Raw genomic sequence first — 25719 nt, forward strand, 5'->3', positions numbered from 1 at the left:
AACTGAATCTGTTGAGCCTATTTATTCATCAACATTTTGTCCACAAACTGTGCACAATTCCACAGCATTTATTCAACATTGTTAATAATTCTGTGGATAATAGCTGGGTTATGCACAGGTTTATCAACATCATGTTAACAATCGAATGAGTGTTCGTTGGATAATATCCACAAACTATTTGCAAGGAGCTGTTTGTCAACCATGACTGAAACCGAAGCGACCCCCTTCCCAGCTGAACGCTATTCAGATGAATACTGGATGCGCCAGGCCATAGAGGAGGCCAAGAAAGCCGAGGCTATCGGAGAAGTGCCCATAGGGGCGGTTATCGTCAAAAATAACGAGATTATCGGCCGTGGTTATAATCTCCGAGAAACCACACATGATTCTACGGCTCATGCCGAAATGATTGCAATCCGCCAGGCCAGTGAGCATCTGGATGCCTGGCGGCTGCTGGACTGCCGGCTTTACGTTACCCTGGAGCCGTGTCCGATGTGCGCCGGGGCGATTGTGCAATCCCGGCTCCCCGCCGTTATTTACGGGACAACCGATCCCAAAGCCGGCTGCGCGGGCACGCTGATGAATTTGCTGCAGGAGCCGCGTTTCAATCACAGGACGGAGGTCGTTGCAAACGTCCTTCAAGAGGAATGCAGCTCCCTGCTAAGCGATTTCTTCCGCCGCCTGCGCCGGAAATAAACAGAAGAGCCCGCCCGGATTCCCGGTGCGGGCTCTTGTTGATGAAATATAAGGCAGGCAGCTGCTTTCTCCATGCTTATCCACCTTATAGGCATTTCCCTAGTTAATGAATATCTCGTTTCTTAAAACGTCCGCCTTTGACGTCGTGAATATTGCCGACAGCCAGAAAGGCGTTCTCGTCAAAATGATTCACAATCTCCTTCAGTTTGGCCTCTTCCAGACGAGTAATAACACAGAAGATCACCCGTTTCGGATCTCCAGAGAAACCGCCCTCGCCGGATAAATAAGTGACCCCGCGGCCAAGCCTGCTTAGAATCGCATCGCCAATGTCTTGTATGCGATCGCTGATAATCCAGACCGATTTCGATTCATTTAAGCCGTCTACCGTAATATCAATGGCTTTGGAGGCAATATAGTAAGCTAATATAGAGAACAATGCGGAATTCCAGTTAAACACAAAACCCGTACTTCCCAGGATGAACAGGTTAAAGAACATGATGATTTCTCCGACTGAAAACGGCAGCTTCTTCGCCAGCAGTATCGCAATAATTTCCGTCCCGTCCAAAGACCCGCCAAAGCGAATGGCTATGCCCGAACCAAGTCCCAGCAGAATGCCGCCAAACACGAACGCGAGCAGCGTATCCTGCACAACCCCGTCTACGTGGTGCAGCAGGACGGTCACAACTGACATCACGGAAATCCCCAGCAGAGTGGATAAAGCAAACGTTTTGCCGATCTGCCTGTAGCCGATCAAGAGAAAGGGAAGATTAAGCAGGAACAGGAACAACCCCAGGGACCAGCCGCTTAAATGGGCAGCTATAACCGCAATGCCTGTTATCCCTCCATCCGTAATCCGGTTAGGAACCAGAAACAGCTCAAGCGCTACCGCATAAATAACCCCGCCGATAATAATCGATAAGCACCGGCCTAAAATATTGGCAAGCGAACGCCTGTTATGCTGTGTAGGAGGAAGCTGGGCCTCCTGCAGGCCATGTTCGCCGTTGGCTAAATGGAACATATCATTACACCTCTCTTCCATAAAGTGTAGATCTCAGACTCCGTTTAGACTGATTTCGAAGCCCTTATGACCAGATTCTCACATTGGGCCCTATTCTTTTATTATGACACTAAATCCCTCGGATGTCTGCTGTTAACTTGCTTCACATCAAAGTAAATTGCATTTATTCCCCAGGCAAGGATAAAAAATGGAGCTGTCCGAAAGTCTGAACGGCTTTCAGGAACAGCTCCAAATTCAATCAGGAGGATACTGCTTTAGCTGGCAGGATCAATTATAAAGATTCAGCTCGGCAATGGACCACCACCAGGCCGGCTCTTCCTCGGTTTGGACAATCTTCACATAACGAGCCGTTTGAACCGGGAAGACCTCTTCCATATAAGCCGAGCTGCCGGCTTGCTGAGCCAGCGGAGCCCACTGCTCGCCGTCTTCCGAAATCAGGATTTGATAGCCGCGGGCATAATCATTGCTGCTTCCCGCCGAGTCCATCGTCAGCTTCTTGAAGCTCTTAGGACTGCCTAAATCAATTTGAATCCATTGACCAGGTGTCTGCCCCGCGCCGGTGGTCCAGCGTGTGGCTTTATTTCCGTCGATCAACTCCCCTGCAGGAGCATCGTCTGCGCTGGTTGATGCCGTAACGATCCATGCAGACCGATCAAGCGGCAGCGGCTCAGCCTTGCCGCTGTCCGGAAGACTGGGATTCAAATCAGCCGTAAAGAGCTGCAGCTCGGAGATGGACCACCAGTGAGAATCCGATCGGGTTTGGACAAGCTTCACATAACGAGCGGTTTGCAGCGGGAAAGCTGCCGTGACCAGAGAGCTCTTGCCTTCACCCGACGCAACCGGATTTCCCCAGCTCTCGCCATCATTCGAAACATAAACTTCATAACCTCTTGCGTAGTCGTCGGCATTATTGCCGCTGTCCATAACGACCTTGTCGAAGGTTTGTTCCTGACCCAGGTCAAGAACTACAAAATCACCATTTGTTTGCGGGTTTCCCGTCGACCAGCGCGTATCCCGGATTCCATCCAACATGGCTTGAGGATCCTCCCCGCCTGCCGTGGAAGAAGCCGTGACGGTCCAGCCGTCAGATATAACCGGTTGTTGTTTGCCGATTCCGTCATTGCCGACATTCAGTTCGGCAATCGACCACCATTTGTCCGCTTCGCCGGTTTGCACCATTCGGATATAACGGGCATTCTGGATCGGGAAAGTGATGGTCATCGTTCCGGCCTGGCCGCTGCCGGCTGCAACGACCGTTCCCCAGCTGTCGCCATCCTCGGACACGAACAGTTGATACCCCCGCGGATAATCATCAGCGGCGTAACCGGAATCCAAAGTAACGGAATCAAAGGTTTGCTTGCTGCCGAGGTCCACTTGCAGCCATTGGCCATTCGTTTGTGGACTGCCGTTCGTCCAGAGTGTGCCGCGGTCTCCATCCAGCATATTGGCCGGTACGTCGGTGCCTTGGGTGGACGAGGCCGTTACGGTCCAAGCCGGACGGTCATCCGGGGCACCGCTGTCATCGCCATCGCCCGAAGGAATTTCCGCAGAAGAAGCGCCAAACTCCGCCAGCTTGATTTCCGAAATCGACCACCAGCTATCATTAGGTTCAGTCAGGACGATTTTAATAAATTGAGCCGTCTGCAAGGCCGGGAACGATATAGCGAGGCTTGGCGAGCTTCCGCTGCCACTTGCTACAGGTTCGCCCCAATCCTGTCCGTCTTTCGATACATAGACCTCATAACCGTGGGCATAATCGTTCCAGTTCGTTCCCGAGTTCATAAACAAGGTATCAAAGGACTGTTCAGCGCCCAGGTCGATCTGCAGCCAGTCACCAGCTTCCTGCGTTTTGCCTGAGGACCAGCGTGTGGACAAATCATTGTCCGTCAGATGTTCCACAGGTTCACCGGTTTTCGAAGCGGTAATCATCCAAGTTGAGCGATCCAGGTATTTAATGCCCTTCGTTGGATCTGGACCATCCAGCACGGTGTTTTTCAGCGGATTCACGGATACCAGTGCATTTGCATACACGGTTGCAGATCCGAGAGCCCCGTCTTTATTGAAGAAATGAATGGTTTTGGCGCTTTCCGAAGGGTTCCAGATTTGAGCGGTGTATACGCCATCTTTGTTGTACACGGTGACTGCAGGATCGTCGGCCCAAATATCGGCGCTCCGGTGTCCAAGCGTTTCCATGCTGTGTACGAACCAGTAGGCGTTAAAGGCCTCATTTTGCTGCATATTCGTGGTATCCCACTTGCTCAGTACGGAATCCGGATCGAAGATCGATTCGAACGGCCAAATGATATGGAACCAGGTGCGTTCCGGCTGTCCGCCCAAATCTTTGATCATCCCTTGATAAACAGCAGCCGTCTTCTCCGGTTGACGACCATAATAAGTCATCCATTCCGCTGGCGGAAGCCAGTGAATACCGTAGACATACTCCGGATCTCCGCCAAAGAAGGTTGTAAATGCGGTCGCACTGCCATAAACCTGGCCGGCCGTAGCATGGGTATAGCCATCCACCCAGTTATCGCCGTCATAGTTGAACCAGTACTGCTCAACGGCTTTCTCTTCCGTCGTAAAACCCCAGATACCCGCATCGCGGTACGTATCATTATCGGTTACGAGTCCCCACATGTATTCGCCGACCCAGCTGAACAGCGATTCGCCGGCAGCCTCCTGGTTGTTGCCGCTGCGGTTATCCGCATAGCCGCCTGCCCAGGAGTGGCCTTCATAAGGATCAAAATTCCGGAACCAAGGGAACTGGCTGTCATCCTTGTTAGGATTAGCATAGTCCCGGATCAGGGTTTCTACCATGTCCCCATAATCACGCAGGAACTCTTTGTCATAAGTCGCAAGGACGGCCGAAGCAAAGATGTAATATCCATAAGTGAAATGATGGTCTGTCAGACCGGTGTTAATGCCGAACCCACTGGCATATGACATCAGGGAGCCCCAGTACTTCGAGTAATGGAAGTAATAAGAATGCAAAGGTTCATCTGGCGAATAAGTGTACCAATCCGTCAGAATCGTCTTCAGATCTTTCAAATACTGGTCTCTGCGCTCTGTATCGCCAAGCTGATCGCTGATCAGCACCGCCAAGGCGAGAGGATGGAGTTTCTTCCCCTGCCAATAAGGATCCTCAACCATAAAGCCATTGGCCAGATCGGCATCCAGCTGATCTAGGTACGCCACCAGCTGAGCGCGCGAGTAAGTCGGATCGTTTGGTTCGACAAACTGCGGAATTAATCCGTTAAAACGGTCCGAGGTCGTAAACGTGTTGCCAACCCTCACTTTAAGGGTGCCGCGGATGGACGGATAGCTCAAGTCCGTAAGCGGTGTGTTTGAGATCTTCCATTGATGCGGAAGCAAAGTCATGATCGTATCGGCCGAGAAGCCCGGACGTTTCACTTCGGTAGAAGTTGTGAAATTTGTCGTTACGAGCGACACGTTCTCATCAAAGTGGTAGTCCACTTTCGTATCGGTAACAAAAGCATAAGCATGCTGGTAATACTCGCCAAGCTCAGACGCGGAAGGAAGCGCCGCCAGCGACAGGTAGTTCTCGCCGGAGCCAAGCTTAATCTTGATCGTATTGCCCAGCTTCATGAAGGTCGTGCCTTCAGGAGTAAAAATCCCATAATGACGGACAAAGGTTTGCGATGTAGGGGCTCTGTCCTTGTTGGTCACTTCCAGACCAATATGGTCAGCCGTGTAGACGTCACCGTCGTTCAAGAGTACCGGGTTGTTGTTGTCATCAAACAGACGGGTCATGACCGGTGACTGAAGAATGACCGCATCCGGATTTTCGTACGTATTGTAAATAAAAGGCGATCCTTTTACAAAAGTGGTGGTCATTTTGGCTGTATCGTCATCACTGAGGATCACGCTGGCGGAATAATCGCCATAGCCGGAAATTTTCGTTTCTATGTTGGCTGGATTGATATTGTTGCTGGAAAGATACAAATCCGGATCTCCATCGGCATCAATGGAATCCCCATGGGCATAACCGGCCCCAGGGTTTAACACAGCAAGGCCCTGTTTCGTGTACCAATTCTTAAGCGGCAGGGTAATCAAGCTGTTTCCGTCGCCCAGATTGGAAATCAGGATCGATTGCCACCAGTCGTTGGATGGAATCGGCGTATCGATGTCGGATGTTCGATATGTAGGGTTTTTGGGTTCTAATTGGGTAATATCGTTAATCTCGTAGCTGCCTGCTCCTACTTGTACCGCAGAGGCAGCCGGAATATCTGGGATGTCATAAACGGGCTTTGGATCCCCATCGCGGTAAGCATGGACCTCAAACTCAAACAACGAATAACCATTGGTTGATCCGCGGGCAATGCCGGCCATTTTCACATAACGGGCTTTGGCATACAGCGGGATTGTTTCTTTACCGCCATTGCCGTTGAGCTGACGGTAAATCGTTGTCCAATGCTCGGCATCATCCGAAACCTGGATATCGTAAGCACGTCCAAACGCGGCTTCCCATTTGAAGGCTACGCTGCCGATCTCGCTTTCCTGGCCCAAATCGACATAGATCCATTCGTTATCCTTATAGATGGAAGACCAGCGAGTGTCCGGATTTCCGTCGGTTGCATTTTTCGCCAGGTAGTTCTTCTCTTCCATTTTGGCTTTATCTTCATCCGATCTGCTTGGCTCGTCAATCTCCAGAGAAGAAGCCTTTACCGGCTTATTCAAGGCAAGATTCGGAGCTGCCGGTTTCGGAGGCCCGCCAACGCCGCCGGTTCCGTATACGTTAAACTCGAAGATCGAAACGCCGTAAGCCTGCTGGGCGCGTTCCGTACTGTAAAGACGGACATAACGTCCCTTTCCGGACACGTCTGTGCTGACTTCGCCGGCTTTCCCTTGTATTACCGGGGAAATATTGTCCCAATGAAGCTCATCTTCGGAAACTTGAAGGGTATATGCGCTGGAATACGCATTTTCCCAATTTACGCTTATTTTACTGATCGTCGCGCTCGCTCCTAAATCCACATAAATCCATTGCGGATCTTTCTGCCATTCGCTTTCCCAGCGGCTGTTCACATTCCCATCCACCGCCAAATCAGGCGTATTGCCGCCCAAAGAGGATGAGGCATAAACCGGCCGGTTTAACGAAAGCAGGTAATCCTCAGGTTCAGCCGCATGAGCGGTTAGAGCAGGCAGGGACGGCACGCTGCCGATCATCAGCAGCAGAGCCATTAAAGCATATGCCCAAAGAACGCGGGCTCTGCTTCTGGCTGCAACAAACTTGTACATAACTACTCTCCTTTATATTGAATTATAGAACAGTGGTTAATAAATTGTTTTGTCTCACTGCTCTACTTTTTTATCGGCTCCTCAATCCTGTTTTTTGGCGCCCTGGCGCGTTAAACCTCCAAAGATAGGAGCTAGGAACTAAAATTTATGTATAATAAGGCATAAAAAAACAAATAAGATCAGACCTAAGTCCGACCTTATAACAAAAAACTATGTTCATTTCTTCTATCCTAAAGCGAACGGCAAGCACGAAAGGCAAAGACCAGCCAGGCCCGACCGGTTCCGTTCTTCGTTAACCCTCCGGATTGTTATGACTGACGTGGTTCCGGGTCTTCACTTTCTTGGAACCGGACAGCGGCTCAGGTCCGCCGTTTCCTTGATGACGCTCCTGCTTGGGCTGTACACCGGGAACCGGCATGCTTTTGGGTTTGCTCATCCTTGTCCCTCCTCATTCAAAATGGATGTTATGGACTTGTTACAGACCGTCCTTACTAACATGCGAAGAAGAGCTGCATTATATGCAAACCCGCTTCCCCAATCCGCAAGCGGAATAAATCTCCGGGATAAACAAAAAAACCGCAGCCCCCTTAACTCGGGAACCACGGTAATCAGCTGTATGTATGGCGGAGAGAGTGGGATTCGAACCCACGTGGGCTTGCACCCTAACGGTTTTCAAGACCGCCCCTCGTTATAAAAAACCACCGTCCCTTGTACTGACTGAGTTTATGGCACTTTATCGTTGAACCGCTACAGCGGTCTGAGTTAAAACGTTAGTTTCGGTACGCGACCGTTGGATGATTTCATCTTAATATTAATTAAATCATCCGTCAATTGCAAAACAAAACACAAAGTATCATCATCAATAGTTAAACATAAGACCGTCGAAAATTATTTTCGACGGTCTTTTTTACGCTACGGCTCTATTCCTATAAGTAAAAATGGAAATGGTGGGTTTCCTCTGCCTTGTCTTATTATATGTTGTAATTCCCGTTCATAATAAGAGGGACCAGATGACATTTCATTTAACAATTTCCTCATTGGCAATATTTCTATTCCAACATCAATTTTATCTGCAATGTAAAACCCCATATGTTTAACAAAAATATCAAACGCTACAAATGAATATTTGCCGAATTGAAGTTCTACAGCAGTTCTATTTTTAACGAAGTCTGTTTGATTATAAGATTCAAAAGGAATTTTTCCAGCTTCTTCAATTTCCTTTTTTTGTTTTTTGGGTGACAATGTTAGTATTTTTCTTGTGAGGTCTTCATCATCCGTCACAAAGTATTTGTATCGCTCTTCTTTCCAATCCCGCCTTTCAAGCTCATCTTTGAATGCTTTATTCATGTCTCCCGGACTATAGAGGAGCTTACCGTATTTTGTTCTTTCTTCGCTTAACTTAGTCTTACACTTTTCTGCGTCAATTCGGTATATAACTTCATAAATTTCATCCAAAATCTCTGGTTTATGTACTTTCAAATACTCAAAGCCATTAAGATGAGAGTATTGTGCCCCAACTTTCACTTATTGCATCCCCCCTTGTTTCACTTAAACAGTTCATCTACAGAGATATTTAATACTTTGGAAAAAGCTAATATCTCTATATCTGTAATCTCTCTTGACCTACTTTCAATTCTCGATACCATGGGTCTATCAATGTTAAGTCCCATTACATTAAGTTTCGCCGCTAATTCTTCTTGTGTGAGATTCCTCAATCTCCTAAAGTATTTGATTCTATTTCCAATAATATTTCTATCTCTCATTGTAATCTTCCCTGTATAATATATATGTCTTGATTCTATAACAAAAAGAATGATAAAATGTGTGGTAATCACACAATGATGAGGTGCTTTTATGAAGACTTACAGAAATGAGGAAATTTTACATAGCCTCAGCCCAGAAATTAATTTACCTAAAGTTGTATTGCATCATGGCGATACCCTTGAATATTTGAAATCTCTACCTTCAAACTCGACAAAGTTAATTGTTACTTCCCCACCATATAATGTGGGCAAAGAATATGAAACAAAAACTTCAATTGAGAATTACCTATTATCACAAGAAAAGGTAATACAAGAGTTAATAAGAATTGTCAGTGAAGATGGTAGCATTTGTTGGCAAGTTGGAAATTATGTTGATAAGGGTGAAGTGTTCCCACTAGATATTTATTATTACAATATATTTAAAAAGCATAATCTTTATCTTCGTAACAGAATTGTGTGGCGGTTCGGACATGGTTTGCATGCAAAAAATAGGTTTTCAGGAAGATATGAGACAATTCTATGGTTTACAAAATCAAATGATTACACATTTAATCTTGATGATGTACGAATCCCAGCAAAGTACCCAGGAAAAAAACATTTCAAAGGAGAAAAGAAGGGTCAGTTATCAGGAAATCCCAAAGGAAAGAATCCAGAAGATGTGTGGGATATACTTATTGAAGATTGGGATGAGTTAGTTTGGGATATTCCTAATGTAAAGTCTAACCATCCAGAAAAGACAGTACATCCTTGCCAATATCCTGTGGAATTAATTGAACGCTTAGTACTTGCCTTAACAAATGAAAATGATACTGTGTTAGACCCATATGCTGGGGTTTCCTCTTCCATAATTGCTGCAATTAAGCATAAGAGAAATGCTATTGGGATTGATAAAGAGTTATCATATATTAATGTAGGAATTGACAGAATTAGAGCCTTTGCTAATGGAAAGCTTGAATTGAGGCCTTTAGGTAAGGAGGTCTATAAGCCAACAGGAAAAGAAAAAGTATCTTCAATACCAGAAGAATGGCTTACCTCTAAGGATTCCATTTATCATAAATCGTAATTGTGTTACAAAGGGCGCCCTATGAGGTGCTCTTTTGTTATTCTCCGTGATATATAACAAAATTAACTTGTCTTTATAATGACTTACTGTTATCTATGTAAAGCGTTACGGCCAGTTTAAACTAAGACCATTCCTTTCCACGTAATTATTTTGATCGGTATTATTAATCGTAGAATTATTATTCTACGTATAATTTTATAATTCAACATGGTATACTATTCGCAGAACACTATCTAATGATATTTTTTCACTTCGTAGAACACTTTTTGCAGGAGGAATCTATATGGAGCATATTAATAGTTTTCTAGGTTGGCTTAAAGATGAAGGGAAAGATGAGAAGACAATTTCCGCATACAGAACCACTGTCGGACAATTTCATGAATGGCTTGATGGTACATATGATGAAAAGCCGATCTCTGATGTTAAGCCCATCGACATAAAAGAGTATATTGGGTACATAAAACACACCTTGAACCGTAGACAAGCAACAATCAACAAAGCAACTGCTTCGCTAAAGACATACTTCGCCTATCTTTACGATATTGGGGTTAATTATGATAACCCAATGACAAGGATCAAGATTCAAAAAGTTCAGTCTTCTGAACAGATTGGTGAGACAGGCATTTCAAAATGGATGACCAAAGAAGAACAAGACCGATTCATTAGTTATATAGACTTGGAAAAGAACGAGTTTAAGCGTCTTCGAAATCTCACCATTATTGATCTGATGCTTTATGCAGGCTTGCGCGTTGCAGAGGTTGAGAAACTTAAAATCGAAGATGTTAAGATTAATGGAGACGTTACACTTACGATTAGAGAAGGAAAGAAAGGTAAGTACGCTACTGTAACACTGATAGGCAAGTATAGCAAGAACCTTCGTAATTGGCTCAAACAGCGTCAAGCATTGATGGATGACAAATACATTCACTCCCCTTATCTGTTCGTCTCACAACGTACAGGACAGCTTACGTCGCGGGGCATACAGGTTATGTTGGACAAATACGCCAAACTTGCAAATATGGATCATATATCTCCTCATAGATTTCGTCACTCCTTCTGCAAGAATCTTGCCAACTCTGGAACGTCAATAGAAGTCATAAGACGTTTAGCACGTCACGAGAACATTCAGACTACCGCGATTTACATCGACCCAAGCCATCAAGAGCAGCTTAATGCTCTAAGGAACTTGTAATGTTCAATGGCTAACGTGGTGCTTCACCGGGGGACGGTTTATAGTTCCCTATTCTTTCCCCTGTCAAGATTCGCCCCCAACACATCTAGACAGAAAGCCATATTAATTTTTTCACGATACGAAACAATATAGCCTGGAATGCAACAAATGACAGGTGTTAGTTAACATCAATGTCTTCACTCAACGTTATCAAATAGATGACAAACTCTCCATGAAAAATAGTTCATCTGAAATACGGCGTTCAATCGCCAAACTACGGATTATTCCCTTTGCATAAATCATTTATCATTCCACTAAAATAAAAAGCAAGCCCTTTCCCTCAATAGATTGCTCAGCGAAAATCAAAAGGTAAATCGTCTAAATCCGAAATATCAATGTTCTCAACAGAGAATTTCGGTTCAGCAGGTCTAATTATTTCTCCTGTGTTGATGTCCACGATATTATCAGCAATCTCTTTTTCGTTTGCCCATCCAATTGTACGCTCGTATTCCTCTGCCGAAATCCTACGCTGTTTCGGAATGGTATTCAACTGCATCAAGTTATGTGCAAATTCTGAATAATCAAGAACAGTGTAAGTGTTTGCTTTTGTTTCTTTATCGTCTGGTTTATCGTAACACCACGGTTTATGGTCATTTGTAATCATGTTGTACCTCTCTAAATTTTCGAGTTGTTTCTTCACTTCATCAATGGAAAGACCAGTTAATCGTGCCATACGCTGCTTAGAACAGTCGTACCCCCTTGGAAACTTGTCGAACTGACTACACAAGAAGCAATACAAATAAAATCCTTCAACGCCCAACTCTGGATGTGTAATGCAGAAGATAAACGTTTCTATATGAACCATGTGCGTATTATCGAGTAAATGGAATGTGCCTGTTTCATAACCAGAAGTTGTTGCATCCTCTGGCTTTCTCCAAATACCTTTAATTGGCATTGCCACTTTCCATCCCTTATGGTTAGTCCTTTTTGGTGAATTACTTTCACTCTCCATTTCGAAATATAACTCAATTCCATCTTCGTCCCAATAATAACTGATTGGCTTATCAGTAACCTTTCGAATATAACCAATCTGTTCCAAAATACCAACTTTGTTTTTGGTCAAATAAGTATATGCTTCTGATTTTGCAGGAAACCCCAGTAATTGCTTAATGATTGCTTCATTGATTGGCACCTCACCCTTCTTATCATCCCAACTGTAATACTGTGCATATCGCCACATATAGTGAGCCAAGAAAGTGTAACAAAACGCATATGCAACGTGAGACGATCTTGTATTTACATCTGTTTCATCCTTCAATTCAGCAAATGCGCTACTGAAATCTGAGTAAATTTCATTTGGCATATGCACATAATTTTGATAGCTTTTAACCCGCAGTAACCTTCTCATTTCCTTTTCCGTAAAGAAAGATTGTCTTTTTCTCGCCATTTGCCATCTCTCCTGTCTATTTATCCCATATGATTGAATATCCAATTGTCAAAAACTAACCATTAAAACTATCAATATGCGTTTGTAACTCTGTGCTTCTATGGAACAACCAGAACTTATTACCACTCTTTTCATGCAAGGCAGAACAGATGTAGCTAAACCCATTACGCTTCAAAAATCCCATCAGTTTTGCGTTATAACAGAAGAAAAAATCCTGCTCCGCTTTCATAAAAGATCACCTCAACCAGATTATTTGGGCATAAAAAAACCAACCCATAATAATTGAGTCAGTTCATGTGAATTGCTTATTTTTTGCCCTTACACAATAGTAAATGGCTTTCTTCTAACTTATTCTACAGTTTCGGCAACAATCGAAATATTCCCACTATAAATCCGTTGGCTAGCGTTTTGCAATTTCTAATATTCATAAAATCCGTTCATCTCCACCCTTATTTAACAAATATTATATACTCGATTACACATATATATTTATGTGAAAAATGTTCTTCTAAATTGTTATATAAGGGTGGTAAAGAACGGTTTTTAGATTATTGAGAACACACCCACCACGTAAAAAAAATCAACTCGTTTTTAGAACATGTAATACATAGTCAGTACTTTCTTTGGCATTTACTTACTTTTATGTATTAATTTACTTTTAGTTAGTTTTCAGTTATAATCACTTTGAATTATCATCTACAGTTTTTACTTCTAATGGTCTTGTATTGGTTTTGAGAAACATTTCGAATTGCTAGGAGTTGATTACAAATGAGCCTTAAAGAGATTAGAGAGAGTTCGGCACGGGGTAGGATAATTGCTGACACTTTTTACTCCATCATTAGGGGTTCAGTTTCTGATCTTGAATATGATTTTTAGTTTCGTAATCTTGATATTATAGCGGTTATGGGAAGTCACTTTCTTATTGAAGCAAAAACTGAGTGGCAGAAAGAGTGGATAACAACATACTATTGTGATTTATTCTTTGACTCTCTTGATAAGGCAATGGGGGCAGAAAGCACCTATGAAATTCATGTCTTGGATCAAGCTAGTTTGATAAATGAAAATTTGGAGCGATTACACCATCGTATGAGTGTAATTGAAGAAAAAAATTATATTATTCTTGAAATCCTACAGAATTTAACTCGAAAAAACATGGAGCGCCAAGTCAATTGAACTCATATTTTATTCAGAATTGGGGCGGGGCTATGAGTCAGAACAACAATGACAACAAATTGATAGATCAGGAAGAAAACATGCTCCTTCTACTGAAAAAACTACTGGAAAGTATGAGTAAACAGTTATCGGCTCCTGCATTTGCTTATTGGTTCAGCGATATTTCAATTCAAGAGTTAGATATTGACCGTATAATTTTCGGTACAGATACCCAACTGAAAATGGAGTGGCTGGAAGTCAGATATTCAAAATTAATTTTAGAAACATTGAAATCAATTACAGGGAAGGACTACAACCTAGAGTTTGTATTGGTTCCAAGAAAGAAACATGACGCCTGACGATCAATTGGAGGGTTTATGCGTCGTTTGAGAACAATAATGTTCTGCGGAAGTCTCGCTTGTGTTCTGGAAACCTTTTTAGAAATACTTGTTGGAATTAAACAATCAGCAGTTTCAATTGTTTTTACAGCAGTGAATCTGGCATTGATTCTAACATTCTACAGAAAAGACCTTAAAGACTTAATCGACAAAATCATGGGAAATGATGACGATGATTTTCGTGGCGGTGGGAGTTTTGGATAAGCGGAGCAATTTCAATTCGCAAAAAAGCCAGGAGGATGTATTATTCTTCTGGCTTTTTGATAAATAAATTATTCTTGAATCGACGTTACTATACCATCTTCAAAGTAAACATAACGTCCCCCACCATAGACCCATTGTTCATGTACACCGTATTCTGTAGTAGTTTTATTAATTTTGGCAGGCTCACCCCACCTCGATTCTTCCACTTTCTCCTTTGTCATTCCGATCTGTGGATTATAGTACTTCTCATTAAAGTCTTGAATCGCCTTGACCTTGTCTGCTTCTGCTTCGGCGATCGCCCTATCGCTAATTCTATTAACGTAATTAAAGTACCTCGCAAGATTAAGAATTTCTTTATCATACAAACTCTTGATACTATCTGACACCTGCATACACTCATCCGTTAACGCAGAACCTGTCATACAGGCTGAATATGTATTTATTACCGATAGGAGTTCACTATTCTCATTTTGATTTGAACTTATTTCATTCACAACATCTGAATATTTTTGATTATCAGTTAAACAAAGAATATAATCTTCAAAATTCGATTCGCTAATATTATCATTACTGCAAACTGATTTATCTGCCGCAACAACATTTTGATTATTTGTCTCTTGCTGAATTCCTTTGTTCTTACTACAGGCGGTCAATGCAATTAGTAATACAATTAAAATGACTATAGTCTTTTTCATGTTGTATTTTATCCCCCTACTTCTCCTTCTTCTAGGATTATGTAAGGAAATTATAACAAAAATATATTCTAAAGACTATTTTTATTATAAAATATCTTCTTTTGAAGATTGGTCGATCAATTCAGCTCAGCTACCTTTGAAAAGAGGAGTGGTAGCATGAGCGATGACATTGGAAAAATAATAGGTGATAGGGTTCGTAATTATCGGAAACGGCGGGGAATATCGCAGGAGGAACTTGCTCACTTGTCGTCGTTCTCTGTATCGTTTATCGGAGAAGTTGAACGTTCAGAGAAATCCCCTTCAATGGATAATCTATATAGAATTTGCTGCGCTCTTGGAATAACTATTCAAGAATTATTTGACCATGTTCAACCAAGCAGTCAGTCTAAAGAAGCTGAAATTATCTCCGACATCGTGAACAAGATTCAAGTCCTGCAAACAAAAGATTTGATTTTAGTACGTGAAATGGTTGATCTTATGATTCGCTTCAAAAGATAAAGCGGGAGCCTAGGATACAGGCTCCCGTTACTCTTTTCTAACAAAAAGACAGCCACCCCCCCAGCACACTCCACTATCCGTTCATTACAACGGCTTTTAGTCCCTTCTGAATCCGAGTAAGGGGTTAAATTATAACTCATTTCCCCCGTTCATAAACTTCTCATACTGCTCCCGAACATCTGCGACATCTTGATTGACATAACGGTTGACCATTTCCATAGAGGAATGTCCGAGCAATCGCCGCAATGAGAATGGGTCGCCTGTTGCCTTTATATAGCGAGTCGCAAACGTATGGCGGAAAGTGTGTGGGCTTATACGTACGCCTGAAATCTTTGCCTTCTTACCGATGAAACTAATACATCTTGTTGCCCAATTCTTATCTAATGGTTGCCCAAACTCATTGAGAAACAAATTCGGGGCTTGTCCGTTTTTCTCATGCCAAGCAAGGTAAATAACCAACAATTCTTGTGTCCTTGCTCCAAAATACACCGTCCGTGCTTTTCTGGTTTTAGCTGATTCAGCCCGAACAGATGCGGAGCGATTCTGCAAATCAACTTCCTCTACAAAGATTCTCATACACTCCCCGATACGCACCCCTGTATCAAGCAGAAATGACATTAATAGCGCATCGCGTAATCCAGTAAAGGTGGTCAACTCACAGCAGTTAAACAACTTCCGTTCATGTGCTTTTGAGATAACTTGAAAGTCTTCTTCTGGCACTTTTAAAAGTTCTACATTTTCAAACGGGGATTCTTTAATTATTCTCTCACTCATAGCCCAATTGAACATTGCTTTGACTGTTCTTAGTCTAATATTTATCGTTGAGGGCTTTAATTTCTGCACCGTCAACATAGATGAAATCCACGAGCGAATAACATCCCGATTAGGTACAAAGTTATCCAGACCGTTGTACTCCGAAGCCAAGAAACGACGAAACAAGTTCATGTGTTTCCTGTAATCCTCTAGAGTACGTTCTGCCGCCCCTGCCGCTTGCCGTGCGGAATAGTAACGGTAAAACAGCCTATCTAAAGTCAATGTCTCTGGAAGCGTCTTGTCAGCCTTTAAGGTTGATGAATGTGTCGTTTCCAAGACCGTAGGAGTAAGACGGTCTAAAAACCGCTGGGGAATATCTAAATTATTCTTTCTTTGCCCGCGCTTATGCGGTGTCTTTCCTGTACTTGTACTCATATTTAATTCCTCCCGTTAGGTTTTTGTCTAACGGTCACAAGCACAAAAAAACGCACTAGACCGCTGTTCAACAGTCAAGTGCGTTTCAGTCATAATCGTCATAATTCCTTATGCGACAAGCAATTTAATATGTATGGCGGAGAGAGTGGGATTCGAACCCACGTGGGCTTGCACCCTAACGGTTTTCAAGACCGCCCCGTTATGACCGCTTCGGTATCTCTCCAAATAAAATCGTCATCGACGTTAAATGACAACGTAACGAATTAGATTTTATCATATTTTTAAGCCATCAGCAAGTTAATTCTTCTTTGTGATATGTCTGATGCCGCCCATGTAAGGACGCAGCACCTCCGGAATTTCCACGCTGCCGTCTTCCTGCTGGTAGTTCTCCAGAATAGCGGCAACCGTACGTCCAACAGCAAGACCTGATCCGTTCAGCGTGTGTACGAACTCCGGTTTGGCCTTAGGCTCCGGACGGAAACGAATGCTCGCGCGGCGGGCCTGGAAATCCTCCACGTTCGAGCAGGAAGAAATCTCGCGGTACATACCGCTTTCAGGCAGCCATACTTCCAGATCATAAGTCTTGGCCGCTGTGAAGCCCATATCGCCCGTACACAAGCTCAGCACGCGGTAAGGAAGATTAAGCAACTGGAGCACGCGCTCAGCGTTGGCTGTCATTTTCTCGAGCTCCTCATAAGAGCTATCCGGATGAACAATTTTGATCAGTTCCACTTTGTTGAACTGATGCTGGCGAATCAAACCGCGTGTATCACGGCCTGCGGCACCGGCCTCGGAACGGAAGCAGGAGCTGTAAGCCACATAGTAGCGCGGCAAATCAGCGCCGTCCAGGATTTCATCGCGATGGTAGTTCGTCACCGGAACCTCAGCGGTAGGAATCAGGTAATAATCGCTGTCCTTCAATTTGAACAAATCTTCTTCAAACTTCGGAAGCTGCCCGGTACCGTACAGGCTGTCGCGGTTGACGATATAGGGAGGCAAAATCTCTTCATATCCGTGCTCATTGCTGTGCAGGTCCATCATAAAGCTGATCAGGGCACGCTCCAGGCGAGCGCCTAATCCTTTATAGAACGTAAACCGGGAACCGGTCACTTTGGCACCGGCTTCAAAATCGAGAATGCCGAGATCGACAGCCACGTCCCAATGCGCTTTAGGCCTGAAAGAGAAATGACGAGGCTCGCTCCAGCGGCGGATCTCGACATTATCCTCCTCCGAAGCGCCGATAGGCACACTGTCGCTAGGAATGTTAGGAATGCTCATTGTCAGCTGCTGAATTTGTTCCTCCAGCACACGCACTTCCTCATCCAGTTCCTTAATCCGGTCACCAACCTGACGCATTTCGGCAATCATCTCGTCCGCGTTCTCTTTGGCCTTCTTCAGCTTGGCTACTTCAGCCGAAACCACATTGCGGCGGTTCTTCAGCTGTTCGCTTTCCTGGAGCAGCTCGCGTCGTTTCTCGTCCAGCTTGGGGAAATCAGCGATCAGGTCCAGCGATTTGCCTCTTGCCTTCAGCGCGGCTTCGACGCGGGCGTAGTCATTACGTAAAATTTTGACATCCAACATGGGTTACCCTCCTAAATCAGAACCATAGGCATAAAGCCAGATCAACTCCAGCTTTTATGACATTCGATAATCTTAAAATTCAAGGCAAAAGGAGCGGAATTGCCCCCGCCCCTCTATTTTTCACCTTTCGGGTAAATCCTTAACCTTTCCAGGCCTCAAAATTACCCGCCGTTTATCATATCCAGAAAATATTTATGCAACGAATAGTCATCGGTCAGCTCCGGATGAAAAGAGCTTACCAGCAGCTTGCCTTGTCTAGCTGTAACAACTTCATCCTTGTAGGTGGACAGCACCTCAACTCCGGCTTCCGTCTTTGTAATCAAAGGCGCACGGATAAACACCGCACGGACAGGATTGTCGATGCCCTTCACATCCAGATCGGTTTCAAAGCTCTCCCGCTGTCGTCCAAACGCATTACGGGAAACCGTAATGTCCATCAGTCCCAGGTGAGGCTCCTCGCCGCCTTCAATCGACTTGGCCAGAACAATCAAACCGGCGCAGGTGCCAAACAAAGCTTTGCCTTCGCTCGCAAACTGACGAATAGCGTCGATGAAGCCGTACTTGCGCATCAGCTTGCCGATCGTCGTGCTTTCGCCCCCGGGAATAATCAACCCGTCCAGCTCATCCAGCTGCTCGGTCCGTTTAACGGCTACGCCTTCGGCACCAGCCCATTCAATGCTTCGTATATGTTCCGCAACAGCGCCCTGCAGCGCCAATACTCCTATCTTCATGAACGGTTCCTTCTTTCTCTCTGGAAAAACAGCCGTTATATCCGTTAATGGATGGAACCCATCTATTCGAATGGATTACCAGCCGCGCTGGGACATGCGCTCATTGGCAGCCAGCGTGGAAATTTCAATGCCTTTCATCGGTGTACCCAGATTCTTGGATACTTCAGCAATCAGCTTGTAATCTGTATAATGTGTAGTTGCTTCAACAATGGCGCGGGCAAATTTCTCAGGGTTGTCCGATTTAAAAATACCGGAGCCTACGAATACGCCGTCTGCGCCCAAATGCATCATCAAAGCAGCGTCAGCCGGTGTGGCTACACCGCCAGCTGCAAAGTTAACCACCGGCAGTTTGCCGTTCTCGTGAACTTCAAGCAGCAGATTGTAAGGCACGCCAAGGTTTTTCGCTTCTGCATAAAGCTCGTCCTTCGACATGTTCTGCACTTTGCGGATCTGGCTGTTGATCAAACGCATGTGGCGAACAGCTTCTACGATGTTGCCTGTTCCAGGCTCGCCTTTCGTACGGATCATGGAAGCTCCCTCGCCGATCCGGCGCAGCGCTTCGCCCAAATCTTTAGCTCCGCAAACGAAAGGTACGGTGAACTCATGTTTGTCGATATGGAATACTTCGTCGGCTGGTGTCAAAACTTCACTTTCATCCAGGTAGTCTACACCAAGGGATTCCAGCACTTTAGCTTCGACATAATGACCGATACGGGCTTTCGCCATAACCGGAATCGTTACAACCTTCATAACTTCCTCGACAATGGTAGGATCGGCCATACGAGCTACGCCGCCTGCTGCACGAATATCGGAAGGTACCCGTTCCAATGCCATAACCGCAGTAGCGCCGGCTGCTTCGGCAATTTTGGCTTGCTCGGCGTTCATGACGTCCATGATGACGCCGCCTTTTTGCATTTCTGCCATGCCTCTTTTAACTCTGGATGTTCCTGTCTCCATAATTAACCTCCCGTTGTATAGATCATTTACTGTCAAAGGTCTAACTGAACCAGTGAAAGTAAAGAATTCCATCCTTTAATCTAACTTTAAATTTTACATGAAACAGGCCCAATATACAATCATAGAACTCGGATTTACTTTATTTTCGTGCGTTTAGAACAAGTTTTTGATGCTGCCGAACAAATCATGGAAGAAATCGCCGATTGCCCGCATAAACAGCTTGAACCATCCGGCTTTGTCCACGTCCTGAGCGGTTACTAGATTGACCGTTTGCTGAATCGGCGCATTGGAGCCCTGCACTTTAAAAGAATAAGTAACCGTGCCTACCTTGGTTCCGCCTTTGACCGGTGCCGTCAGCTCTTTGTTGTCGATATTAACAGATACAGCTGCTCCGCTTGGATCAACGTCCTTCGGAAGCACAAAATTTACGTCCTGATCGGTGACAAGCGGTACAGAGGTTTGTTTGCCTTTCTTCACGCTGACCGTTTCCGCCGTCGGCACTGTCGATTTAGCCGCACTGACCTTCTTGATTGTATAGTTATTGAAGCCGTAATCCAGCAGCTTTGCCGTTTCAGTAAAACGTTTGGCTTCCGTAGAAGCCCCCATCACGACACTAATCAGACGTACGCCGTCCCGAACCGCTGTACCTGTGAAGCACTGTCCGGCAGCATTGGTATGCCCCGTCTTCATGCCATCCAGGCCCGGATAAGCAAACTGCTTCAAATAAGTATTCGAGGCGTTGCCCGGCAGCATCCAGTTCCAGTTAATAATTGGATCTTTATCTCGATCGCGCAGCTTATACGATGTAATGGTTGTGAAATCAGAGAAATCCGGATGATCGTCCACGATATATTTCGCCAGGATAGCCGCATCCATAGCCGACATCACGGTTTCTTTATCGCTGTCAGGCCGGTACCCCTCTGGCATATCGGCAATATTGAGACCTGTCGAGTTGGCAAAATACGCCGTAGGCAGCCCCATGCGCTTCGCTTCAGCATTCATCATCTTCACGAAGTTGAGCTCCGTTCCGCCCACCAATTCGGCCAAAGCTACCGTAGCATCATTCGCAGAGCCAACTGCCATCGCAATATAAAGCTGTTTAACTGTATATTGTTCACCTTCCGCCAAATATACACGCGAACCGGTTTGTTTCGCCGCATTTTCTTTAATGGTGACCACATCGTCCCATTTAATCTTGCCTTCCTTCACCTGATCAGCCACGATATATTCAGTCATCATCTTGGTCATGCTGGCAGGGGGGAGGGCTTCCTCACTGTTGAAAGAATACAACACTTGTCCAGTAGTCGGTTCAAGCAAAACCGCGGACTTCACGGCCAGATCGGGAATGGCCGGCACTACGATTTCAGCTGCCTTGTCAGCCGCCGGCGTAGAAGACGTATTGGAGGTGTTCGCAGACGTATTGCTGGAAGTATCGGTAGTTGTTACAGAAGTATTCGTTGCGGATGTATTTGCATCTGATCCCTCAGCCCAGATCGCTGTAGGAGCAGCAGTCAGCATCTGAATTAATAGAATAGTAGCAATCGCTCTCTTAAATTTACGTTGTTTTGTCCATTTTTGCTTGTTATCCGTTGATTTCAAAACATTAACTCCCTTCGTGTTTCTCTTAAGAACTGTTTTCTATTCTATCATAGGCCATGCGCCAAAAAAAAGACAGACCAGGCGTTCTATGCCCGGTCTGTCATAACAGTTCTTTCCAGCCTGTATTTTACAAGGAGTAGTTAGGGGCTTCTTTCGTAATTTGCACGTCATGCGGATGGCTTTCACGCAGACCTGCACCCGTAATGCGCACAAACTCCGTATCGTTGCGAAGCTCTTCCAGCGTTTTGGTTCCGCAGTAGCCCATGCCGGAACGCAAACCGCCGATCAACTGATGAATCGTATCGGACAAAGGACCTTTGTAAGCTACCCGGCCTTCGATGCCTTCTGGAACAAGTTTCTTGTCATCATCCTGGAAGTAGCGGTCTTTACTGCCCTGCTTCATGGCGCCCATGGAGCCCATACCACGGTATACTTTATATTTACGGCCTTGGTAAATTTCAGATTCGCCAGGGCTTTCATCCGTACCGGCAAACAAACTTCCCAGCATAACGGCATGAGCGCCGGCTGCGAGGGCTTTTGTAATTTCACCCGAGTATTTGATGCCGCCGTCGGCGATAATCGGTACGCCATACTCACGGGCAACGGTAGCACAATCATAAATTGCTGTAATTTGTGGTACGCCAATCCCTGCAATGACGCGTGTTGTACAAATAGAACCCGGTCCAATGCCAACCTTGACAACGGAAGCTCCGGCTTCAATCAATTCACGGGTTGCGTCGCCAGTTGCAACGTTACCGGCAACAATCGTCAAATCCGGGTACCGTTCACGCAGGCTGCGAACCGCATCAATAATATTAATGTGATGTCCATGTGCAGAGTCGACGGTAATCAGATCAACGCCGGCTTTGACCAGCGCTTCCGTACGCTCAAAGGTATCTTTGGAAATGCCAATAGCAGCACCGACTAACAGACGGCCCTGTGCATCTTTTGCAGCGTTAGGGAATTGAATGGCTTTCTCGATATCTTTTATGGTGATAAGGCCTTTAAGGACATTGTTGCTGTCCACGAGCGGGAGTTTCTCAATTTTGTGCTGCTGCAGCAGAATCTCCGCTTCCTGAAGGGTTGTCCCAACCGGAGCCGTTACCAGGTTCTCTTTGGTCATCACTTCGCTGATCTTAATGCTGTAATCATGAATGAAACGAAGGTCACGGTTTGTGAGAATACCCACCAGCTTCTGCTGCTCGTCCACGATCGGCACGCCGGAAATCCGGAATTTGCCCATTACACGCTCTGCATCAGATACGAGATGGTCAGGAGTCAAATAAAACGGATTAGTAATAACGCCGCTTTCGGAGCGTTTTACACGGTCCACTTCCTCCGCCTGCTGTTCAATCGGCATATTCTTATGGATAATCCCGATGCCACCTTCACGTGCAATCGCAATTGCCAAAGCCGCTTCCGTTACCGTATCCATCCCTGCACTAATTAGCGGAATATTTAGCTTTACACTACTGCTGAGCTGCGTGGACACACTAACCTCTTTAGGCAAAGTTTCGGACTTACGCGGAATCAGCAATACATCGTCAAACGTTAAACCTTCTTTAGCAAACTTGTTCTCCCACACCTCTAATATCCTCCTTATTTGATCCCTCTATTTTTCTTACTACACAGCCGAATTTCCTTATATAATAAGACCCTTGCGGCACCTCTGCCAAAATATATTATTGCAATCTTAGCAAAGGCAATATGGGCTGTCAAGGCTGTAGGAACGACAAAAAACAAAGCACACAGCGAGCAAACGGATGTCTTTACGCAGAAGACATTCTTACATTATATGCAAAAAAAGAGGCGTTAACCCATCCGGATTAAGCCTCTTTATGCAAAAGATGCTAATTGAATTTGTTCCGCAGATTTAATGCTGGCTGCTGTAAATCACCTTATCGATAATCCCGTAATCCCTGGCCTCTTCTGCCGTAAAAAAGAAATCGCGGTCCATATCCTTTTCAATCCGCTCCAAAGGTTGGCCTGTCCGCTCGGCTGCAATTTCGTTCAGCTTCTGCCTGATCCGAATAATCCTTCTGGCACTGATTTCAATGTCGCTGGCCTGCCCCTGCGCACCGCCATGCGGCTGGTGAATCATAATTTCACTGTTTGGCAGGGCAAATCTTTTTCCTTTTGCTCCCGCTAATAGTAAAATCGCGGCAAACGAGGCGGCCATCCCCATACAAATCGTCTGAACATCCGGCTTCACGTGCTGCATCGCATCATAAATAGCAAAGCCTGCAGAAGTAGATCCTCCCGGGCTATTGATGTAGAAATAAATATCCTTCTCCGGATCCTCCGCCTCCAGAAAAAGCAGCTGAGCAATCAGACTGTTCGCAGCCTGATCATCTACAGCCGATCCTAGAAACACAATCCGATCCTTTAACAGCCGCGAGTAGATATCATAAGAACGTTCCCCACGGCTGGACTGTTCGATTACATAAGGAATAAAATTGTTCATTGTATCCTCCTTTTTGGAAAAATGATCCCTGGGGCTAAGCCGCCTGCCGGAATCCCATAAACACACGATCAAATATGTCGGCATTTTTGTTTATTGTCCGCATAACGGGAACACTTCTTCGCTGCCCTTCTCGGTTAAAGAGAGCGGCTAAAGCTGCAATGTCATGAGCTTTGAATGCCTCGATATAGGCAAATACAACTGCTGCATCGGCTTCTGCTGCTTCCCCTGCGTCCATATCTGCCTGTTCATCCTCCTGCAGTCGTTCTCCTCTTCCGTCTCCATATGGAGCCTTACTATGAAAATACGGCTTGTTAATCCGTTTAAGCTTTTGCCGCGCCCGGTGGAGGGATGCCTTCACGGCCCCTTCTGTCGTATTCAATATCTCGGCTGTCTCAGCAGCAGTAAAACGGTAAATATCCATCAACATTAAGGCTGCCCTCTGGCTGACTGTTAGATATTTGATCATGTCTTCAATAGCTGTATATAATGCAGCAGCATCAATTTCCTCCTGTTGCTTGATCCCATCGAGCTGAAGCTCCACGTCATGTTCTAAATTCCGCGAGACATCAGATTTCCTGCACCGGTCAATCCAAGCGTGGTAAGCCGTACGCCGAAGATAGGAGCGATTGACCTTCAGCTCTTTTTGCTGCTTCTTGGCGATCCAGACCTTCAACCACATCTCTTGGAGCAGGTCCTGACCTTCCCACTCCGAGCCGGTCAAATATCGGCAGTAAGCCTTAAGTGCCTGCTGATGCTTCTCCAGCCATTCGGAGAAATCGCCTTCCCCGGCATGTTGGCCACCATAGCTTCGGATCCCTAACGATTCTCCCATTGCTTTGCCTCCTTACGAATTGTCAATTCAATCACTTAAACGGAAGTGACTCGTGAATAGATACGGGTAAATAAAAAAACATGTATTAAAACAGCTTTCCGGCACATCCATTCACTTAGATATATATAAAAAGTCTCAGTGTATACAAAAAAACACCATCTCATCAGAAATGGTGTTTAAGTTCGCTTGGCGGCGTCCTACTCTCCCAGGACCCTGCGGTCCAAGTACCATCGGCGCTGGAGGGCTTAACGGTCGTGTTCGGGATGGGTACGTGTGGAACCCCTCCGCCATCGCCACCAAACATGATTTTTGCGCTGCTTCTCTTCCGCGTCTTTCGCTTCAGCAAAAGATCAAACCTTAGAAAGGACATGCAGCTTAAAATCGGTTCAGATGTTTGATCACCTGAAAACTGGATACGAAACAATCAATTGCGATTTAGTTGTTCTCGGGGTCCCCGCCAAAGTACTCGGAATCAGCACCGAAGCTGTTCTTCACTTTGTGGGGTACTTTTTTGGATAAGCCCTCGACCGATTAGTACTGGTCAGCTCCATGCATTGCTGCACTTCCACCTCCAGCCTATCTACCTCGTCGTCTTCAAGGGGTCTTACTAATTGGGAAATCTCATCTTGAGGGGGGCTTCACGCTTAGATGCTTTCAGCGCTTATCCCTTCCGCACTTAGCTACCCAGCTGTGCTCCTGGCGGAACAACTGGTGCACCAGCGGTGCGTCCATCCCGGTCCTCTCGTACTAAGGACAGCTCCTCTCAAATTTCCTACGCCCACGACAGATAGGGACCGAACTGTCTCACGACGTTCTGAACCCAGCTCGCGTACCGCTTTAATGGGCGAACAGCCCAACCCTTGGGACCTACTTCAGCCCCAGGATGCGATGAGCCGACATCGAGGTGCCAAACCTCCCCGTCGATGTGGACTCTTGGGGGAGATAAGCCTGTTATCCCCAGGGTAGCTTTTATCCGTTGAGCGATGGCCCTTCCATGCGGTACCAC

General features: G+C 45.3%; 22 protein-coding genes, 1 tRNA gene and 2 rRNA genes (1 of these 25 only partly in view). 7 read left to right on the forward strand and 18 right to left on the reverse strand.

The annotated features are described in order from the left end of the window. Positions 1–201 precede the first annotated feature (201 nt). The gene (gene tadA, locus AWM70_RS18545; RefSeq protein WP_068698873.1) at positions 202–693 is read left to right on the forward strand and encodes a tRNA adenosine(34) deaminase TadA; all 492 of its coding nucleotides are present in this window, start codon (positions 202–204) and stop codon (positions 691–693) included. A gap of 103 nt (positions 694–796) precedes the next feature. Here tadA and AWM70_RS18550 read toward each other — a convergent pair whose 3' ends face one another. From AWM70_RS18550 to AWM70_RS24360, 5 genes are all read right to left on the reverse strand, one after another. Continuing rightward, positions 797–1711 carry a YitT family protein gene (locus tag AWM70_RS18550; RefSeq protein WP_068698875.1) on the reverse strand — a complete coding sequence of 305 codons (915 nt, stop codon included), beginning with the start codon at positions 1709–1711 and terminating at the stop codon, positions 797–799. 267 nt (positions 1712–1978) lie between these two features. Further along, the gene (locus AWM70_RS18555; protein WP_068698877.1) at positions 1979–6970 is read right to left on the reverse strand and encodes a discoidin domain-containing protein; all 4992 of its coding nucleotides are present in this window, start codon (positions 6968–6970) and stop codon (positions 1979–1981) included. 292 nt (positions 6971–7262) lie between these two features. Further along, positions 7263–7406, reverse strand: a complete 144-nt coding sequence (locus AWM70_RS22965) for a small acid-soluble spore protein P (RefSeq protein WP_083180420.1) — start codon at positions 7404–7406, stop codon at positions 7263–7265. Positions 7407–7882: 476 nt separating this feature from the next. Continuing rightward, positions 7883–8494, reverse strand: coding sequence for a BglII/BstYI family type II restriction endonuclease (locus tag AWM70_RS18560; protein ID WP_068698879.1), 612 nt, complete (start codon positions 8492–8494; stop codon positions 7883–7885). Between the two features lie 20 nt (positions 8495–8514). Further along, on the reverse strand, positions 8515–8733 hold the full coding sequence (locus AWM70_RS24360) for a helix-turn-helix domain-containing protein (protein WP_068698881.1): 219 nt from the start codon (positions 8731–8733) through the stop codon (positions 8515–8517). A gap of 91 nt (positions 8734–8824) precedes the next feature. On the opposite strand from AWM70_RS24360, the gene AWM70_RS18570 reads away from it, so the two are divergent. Next, a complete protein-coding gene (locus AWM70_RS18570) occupies positions 8825–9796 on the forward strand; it encodes a DNA-methyltransferase (protein WP_068698883.1) in 972 nt (323 codons plus the stop codon). A gap of 283 nt (positions 9797–10079) precedes the next feature. Next, entirely contained in the window at positions 10080–10988 is a 909-nt protein-coding gene (locus AWM70_RS18575) for a tyrosine-type recombinase/integrase (RefSeq protein ID WP_068698885.1), read from the forward strand. Between the two features lie 331 nt (positions 10989–11319). Here the strand turns inward: AWM70_RS18575 and AWM70_RS18580 are convergent, their stop codons facing one another. Then, entirely contained in the window at positions 11320–12414 is a 1095-nt protein-coding gene (locus AWM70_RS18580; RefSeq protein ID WP_068698887.1) for a hypothetical protein, read from the reverse strand. Between the two features lie 903 nt (positions 12415–13317). Here AWM70_RS18580 and AWM70_RS18585 point away from each other — a divergent pair. The 3 genes from AWM70_RS18585 to AWM70_RS23315 are packed head-to-tail and all read left to right on the forward strand — an operon-like array spanning position 13318 to position 14168. Continuing rightward, positions 13318–13587 (forward strand): hypothetical protein, encoded by a 270-nt coding sequence (locus AWM70_RS18585; RefSeq protein ID WP_068698889.1) that lies wholly within the window; start codon positions 13318–13320, stop codon positions 13585–13587. Positions 13588–13619: 32 nt separating this feature from the next. Further along, a complete protein-coding gene (locus tag AWM70_RS18590; RefSeq protein ID WP_151208772.1) occupies positions 13620–13925 on the forward strand; it encodes a DnaA N-terminal domain-containing protein in 306 nt (101 codons plus the stop codon). A gap of 18 nt (positions 13926–13943) precedes the next feature. Beyond that, the gene (locus tag AWM70_RS23315) at positions 13944–14168 is read left to right on the forward strand and encodes a hypothetical protein (protein ID WP_151208773.1); all 225 of its coding nucleotides are present in this window, start codon (positions 13944–13946) and stop codon (positions 14166–14168) included. A 68-nt stretch (positions 14169–14236) separates the two neighbouring features. Here the strand turns inward: AWM70_RS23315 and AWM70_RS18595 are convergent, their stop codons facing one another. Continuing rightward, on the reverse strand, positions 14237–14863 hold the full coding sequence (locus tag AWM70_RS18595) for a hypothetical protein (protein ID WP_068698893.1): 627 nt from the start codon (positions 14861–14863) through the stop codon (positions 14237–14239). Between the two features lie 156 nt (positions 14864–15019). On the opposite strand from AWM70_RS18595, the gene AWM70_RS18600 reads away from it, so the two are divergent. Beyond that, a complete protein-coding gene (locus tag AWM70_RS18600) occupies positions 15020–15361 on the forward strand; it encodes a helix-turn-helix domain-containing protein (RefSeq protein ID WP_068698895.1) in 342 nt (113 codons plus the stop codon). A 129-nt stretch (positions 15362–15490) separates the two neighbouring features. On the opposite strand, the gene AWM70_RS18605 is transcribed toward AWM70_RS18600, so the two are convergent. From AWM70_RS18605 to AWM70_RS18655, 11 genes are all read right to left on the reverse strand, one after another. Next, positions 15491–16549, reverse strand: coding sequence for a tyrosine-type recombinase/integrase (locus tag AWM70_RS18605; protein ID WP_068698897.1), 1059 nt, complete (start codon positions 16547–16549; stop codon positions 15491–15493). A 134-nt stretch (positions 16550–16683) separates the two neighbouring features. After that, positions 16684–16772, reverse strand: a tRNA-Ser gene (locus AWM70_RS18610). Positions 16773–16846: 74 nt separating this feature from the next. Continuing rightward, positions 16847–18130 carry a serine--tRNA ligase gene (gene serS / locus AWM70_RS18615; protein ID WP_068698899.1) on the reverse strand — a complete coding sequence of 428 codons (1284 nt, stop codon included), beginning with the start codon at positions 18128–18130 and terminating at the stop codon, positions 16847–16849. A 161-nt stretch (positions 18131–18291) separates the two neighbouring features. After that, positions 18292–18861 carry a pyridoxal 5'-phosphate synthase glutaminase subunit PdxT gene (gene pdxT / locus AWM70_RS18620; RefSeq protein ID WP_068698901.1) on the reverse strand — a complete coding sequence of 190 codons (570 nt, stop codon included), beginning with the start codon at positions 18859–18861 and terminating at the stop codon, positions 18292–18294. 75 nt (positions 18862–18936) lie between these two features. After that, positions 18937–19821, reverse strand: coding sequence for a pyridoxal 5'-phosphate synthase lyase subunit PdxS (gene pdxS / locus AWM70_RS18625; protein WP_206093487.1), 885 nt, complete (start codon positions 19819–19821; stop codon positions 18937–18939). A 150-nt stretch (positions 19822–19971) separates the two neighbouring features. Then, the gene (locus AWM70_RS18630; protein WP_068698906.1) at positions 19972–21417 is read right to left on the reverse strand and encodes a D-alanyl-D-alanine carboxypeptidase family protein; all 1446 of its coding nucleotides are present in this window, start codon (positions 21415–21417) and stop codon (positions 19972–19974) included. A 127-nt stretch (positions 21418–21544) separates the two neighbouring features. After that, positions 21545–23002 carry an IMP dehydrogenase gene (gene guaB, locus AWM70_RS18635; RefSeq protein WP_068698908.1) on the reverse strand — a complete coding sequence of 486 codons (1458 nt, stop codon included), beginning with the start codon at positions 23000–23002 and terminating at the stop codon, positions 21545–21547. A gap of 288 nt (positions 23003–23290) precedes the next feature. Beyond that, complete coding sequence (gene clpP, locus AWM70_RS18640; RefSeq protein ID WP_068698910.1) at positions 23291–23881, reverse strand: ATP-dependent Clp endopeptidase proteolytic subunit ClpP; 591 nt, start codon at positions 23879–23881, stop codon at positions 23291–23293. Positions 23882–23915: 34 nt separating this feature from the next. Continuing rightward, on the reverse strand, positions 23916–24713 hold the full coding sequence (locus tag AWM70_RS18645; RefSeq protein WP_068698913.1) for an RNA polymerase sigma factor: 798 nt from the start codon (positions 24711–24713) through the stop codon (positions 23916–23918). Between the two features lie 184 nt (positions 24714–24897). After that, a 5S ribosomal RNA gene (gene rrf / locus AWM70_RS18650) occupies positions 24898–25014 on the reverse strand. Between the two features lie 210 nt (positions 25015–25224). Continuing rightward, positions 25225–25719: ribosomal RNA gene (locus AWM70_RS18655) — 23S ribosomal RNA — on the reverse strand (it continues 2563 nt past the right edge of the window).

This window comes from Paenibacillus yonginensis (genome assembly GCF_001685395.1).
Lineage (GTDB): Bacteria > Bacillota > Bacilli > Paenibacillales > Paenibacillaceae > Fontibacillus > Fontibacillus yonginensis.

Bases quoted from the DNA above. Each gene is read 5' to 3' on its own strand.
- AWM70_RS18595 (WP_068698893.1), bottom strand. From the start codon at position 14,863: ATGAAAAAGACTATAGTCATTTTAATTGTATTACTAATTGCATTGACC.
- AWM70_RS24360 (WP_068698881.1), bottom strand. From the start codon at position 8,733: ATGAGAGATAGAAATATTATTGGAAATAGAATCAAATACTTTAGGAGA.
- tadA (WP_068698873.1), top strand. From the start codon at position 202: ATGACTGAAACCGAAGCGACCCCCTTCCCAGCTGAACGCTATTCAGAT.
- AWM70_RS18580 (WP_068698887.1), bottom strand. From the start codon at position 12,414: ATGGCGAGAAAAAGACAATCTTTCTTTACGGAAAAGGAAATGAGAAGG.
- AWM70_RS22965 (WP_083180420.1), bottom strand. From the start codon at position 7,406: ATGAGCAAACCCAAAAGCATGCCGGTTCCCGGTGTACAGCCCAAGCAG.
- AWM70_RS23315 (WP_151208773.1), top strand. From the start codon at position 13,944: ATGCGTCGTTTGAGAACAATAATGTTCTGCGGAAGTCTCGCTTGTGTT.
- clpP (WP_068698910.1), bottom strand. From the start codon at position 23,881: ATGAACAATTTTATTCCTTATGTAATCGAACAGTCCAGCCGTGGGGAA.
- AWM70_RS18550 (WP_068698875.1), bottom strand. From the start codon at position 1,711: ATGTTCCATTTAGCCAACGGCGAACATGGCCTGCAGGAGGCCCAGCTT.
- pdxT (WP_068698901.1), bottom strand. From the start codon at position 18,861: ATGAAGATAGGAGTATTGGCGCTGCAGGGCGCTGTTGCGGAACATATA.
- AWM70_RS18645 (WP_068698913.1), bottom strand. From the start codon at position 24,713: ATGGGAGAATCGTTAGGGATCCGAAGCTATGGTGGCCAACATGCCGGG.
- serS (WP_068698899.1), bottom strand. From the start codon at position 18,130: ATGTTGGATGTCAAAATTTTACGTAATGACTACGCCCGCGTCGAAGCC.
- AWM70_RS18605 (WP_068698897.1), bottom strand. From the start codon at position 16,549: ATGAGTACAAGTACAGGAAAGACACCGCATAAGCGCGGGCAAAGAAAG.
- AWM70_RS18555 (WP_068698877.1), bottom strand. From the start codon at position 6,970: ATGTACAAGTTTGTTGCAGCCAGAAGCAGAGCCCGCGTTCTTTGGGCA.
- AWM70_RS18570 (WP_068698883.1), top strand. From the start codon at position 8,825: ATGAAGACTTACAGAAATGAGGAAATTTTACATAGCCTCAGCCCAGAA.
- AWM70_RS18585 (WP_068698889.1), top strand. From the start codon at position 13,318: ATGGGAAGTCACTTTCTTATTGAAGCAAAAACTGAGTGGCAGAAAGAG.
- AWM70_RS18575 (WP_068698885.1), top strand. From the start codon at position 10,080: ATGGAGCATATTAATAGTTTTCTAGGTTGGCTTAAAGATGAAGGGAAA.
- AWM70_RS18600 (WP_068698895.1), top strand. From the start codon at position 15,020: ATGAGCGATGACATTGGAAAAATAATAGGTGATAGGGTTCGTAATTAT.
- AWM70_RS18590 (WP_151208772.1), top strand. From the start codon at position 13,620: ATGAGTCAGAACAACAATGACAACAAATTGATAGATCAGGAAGAAAAC.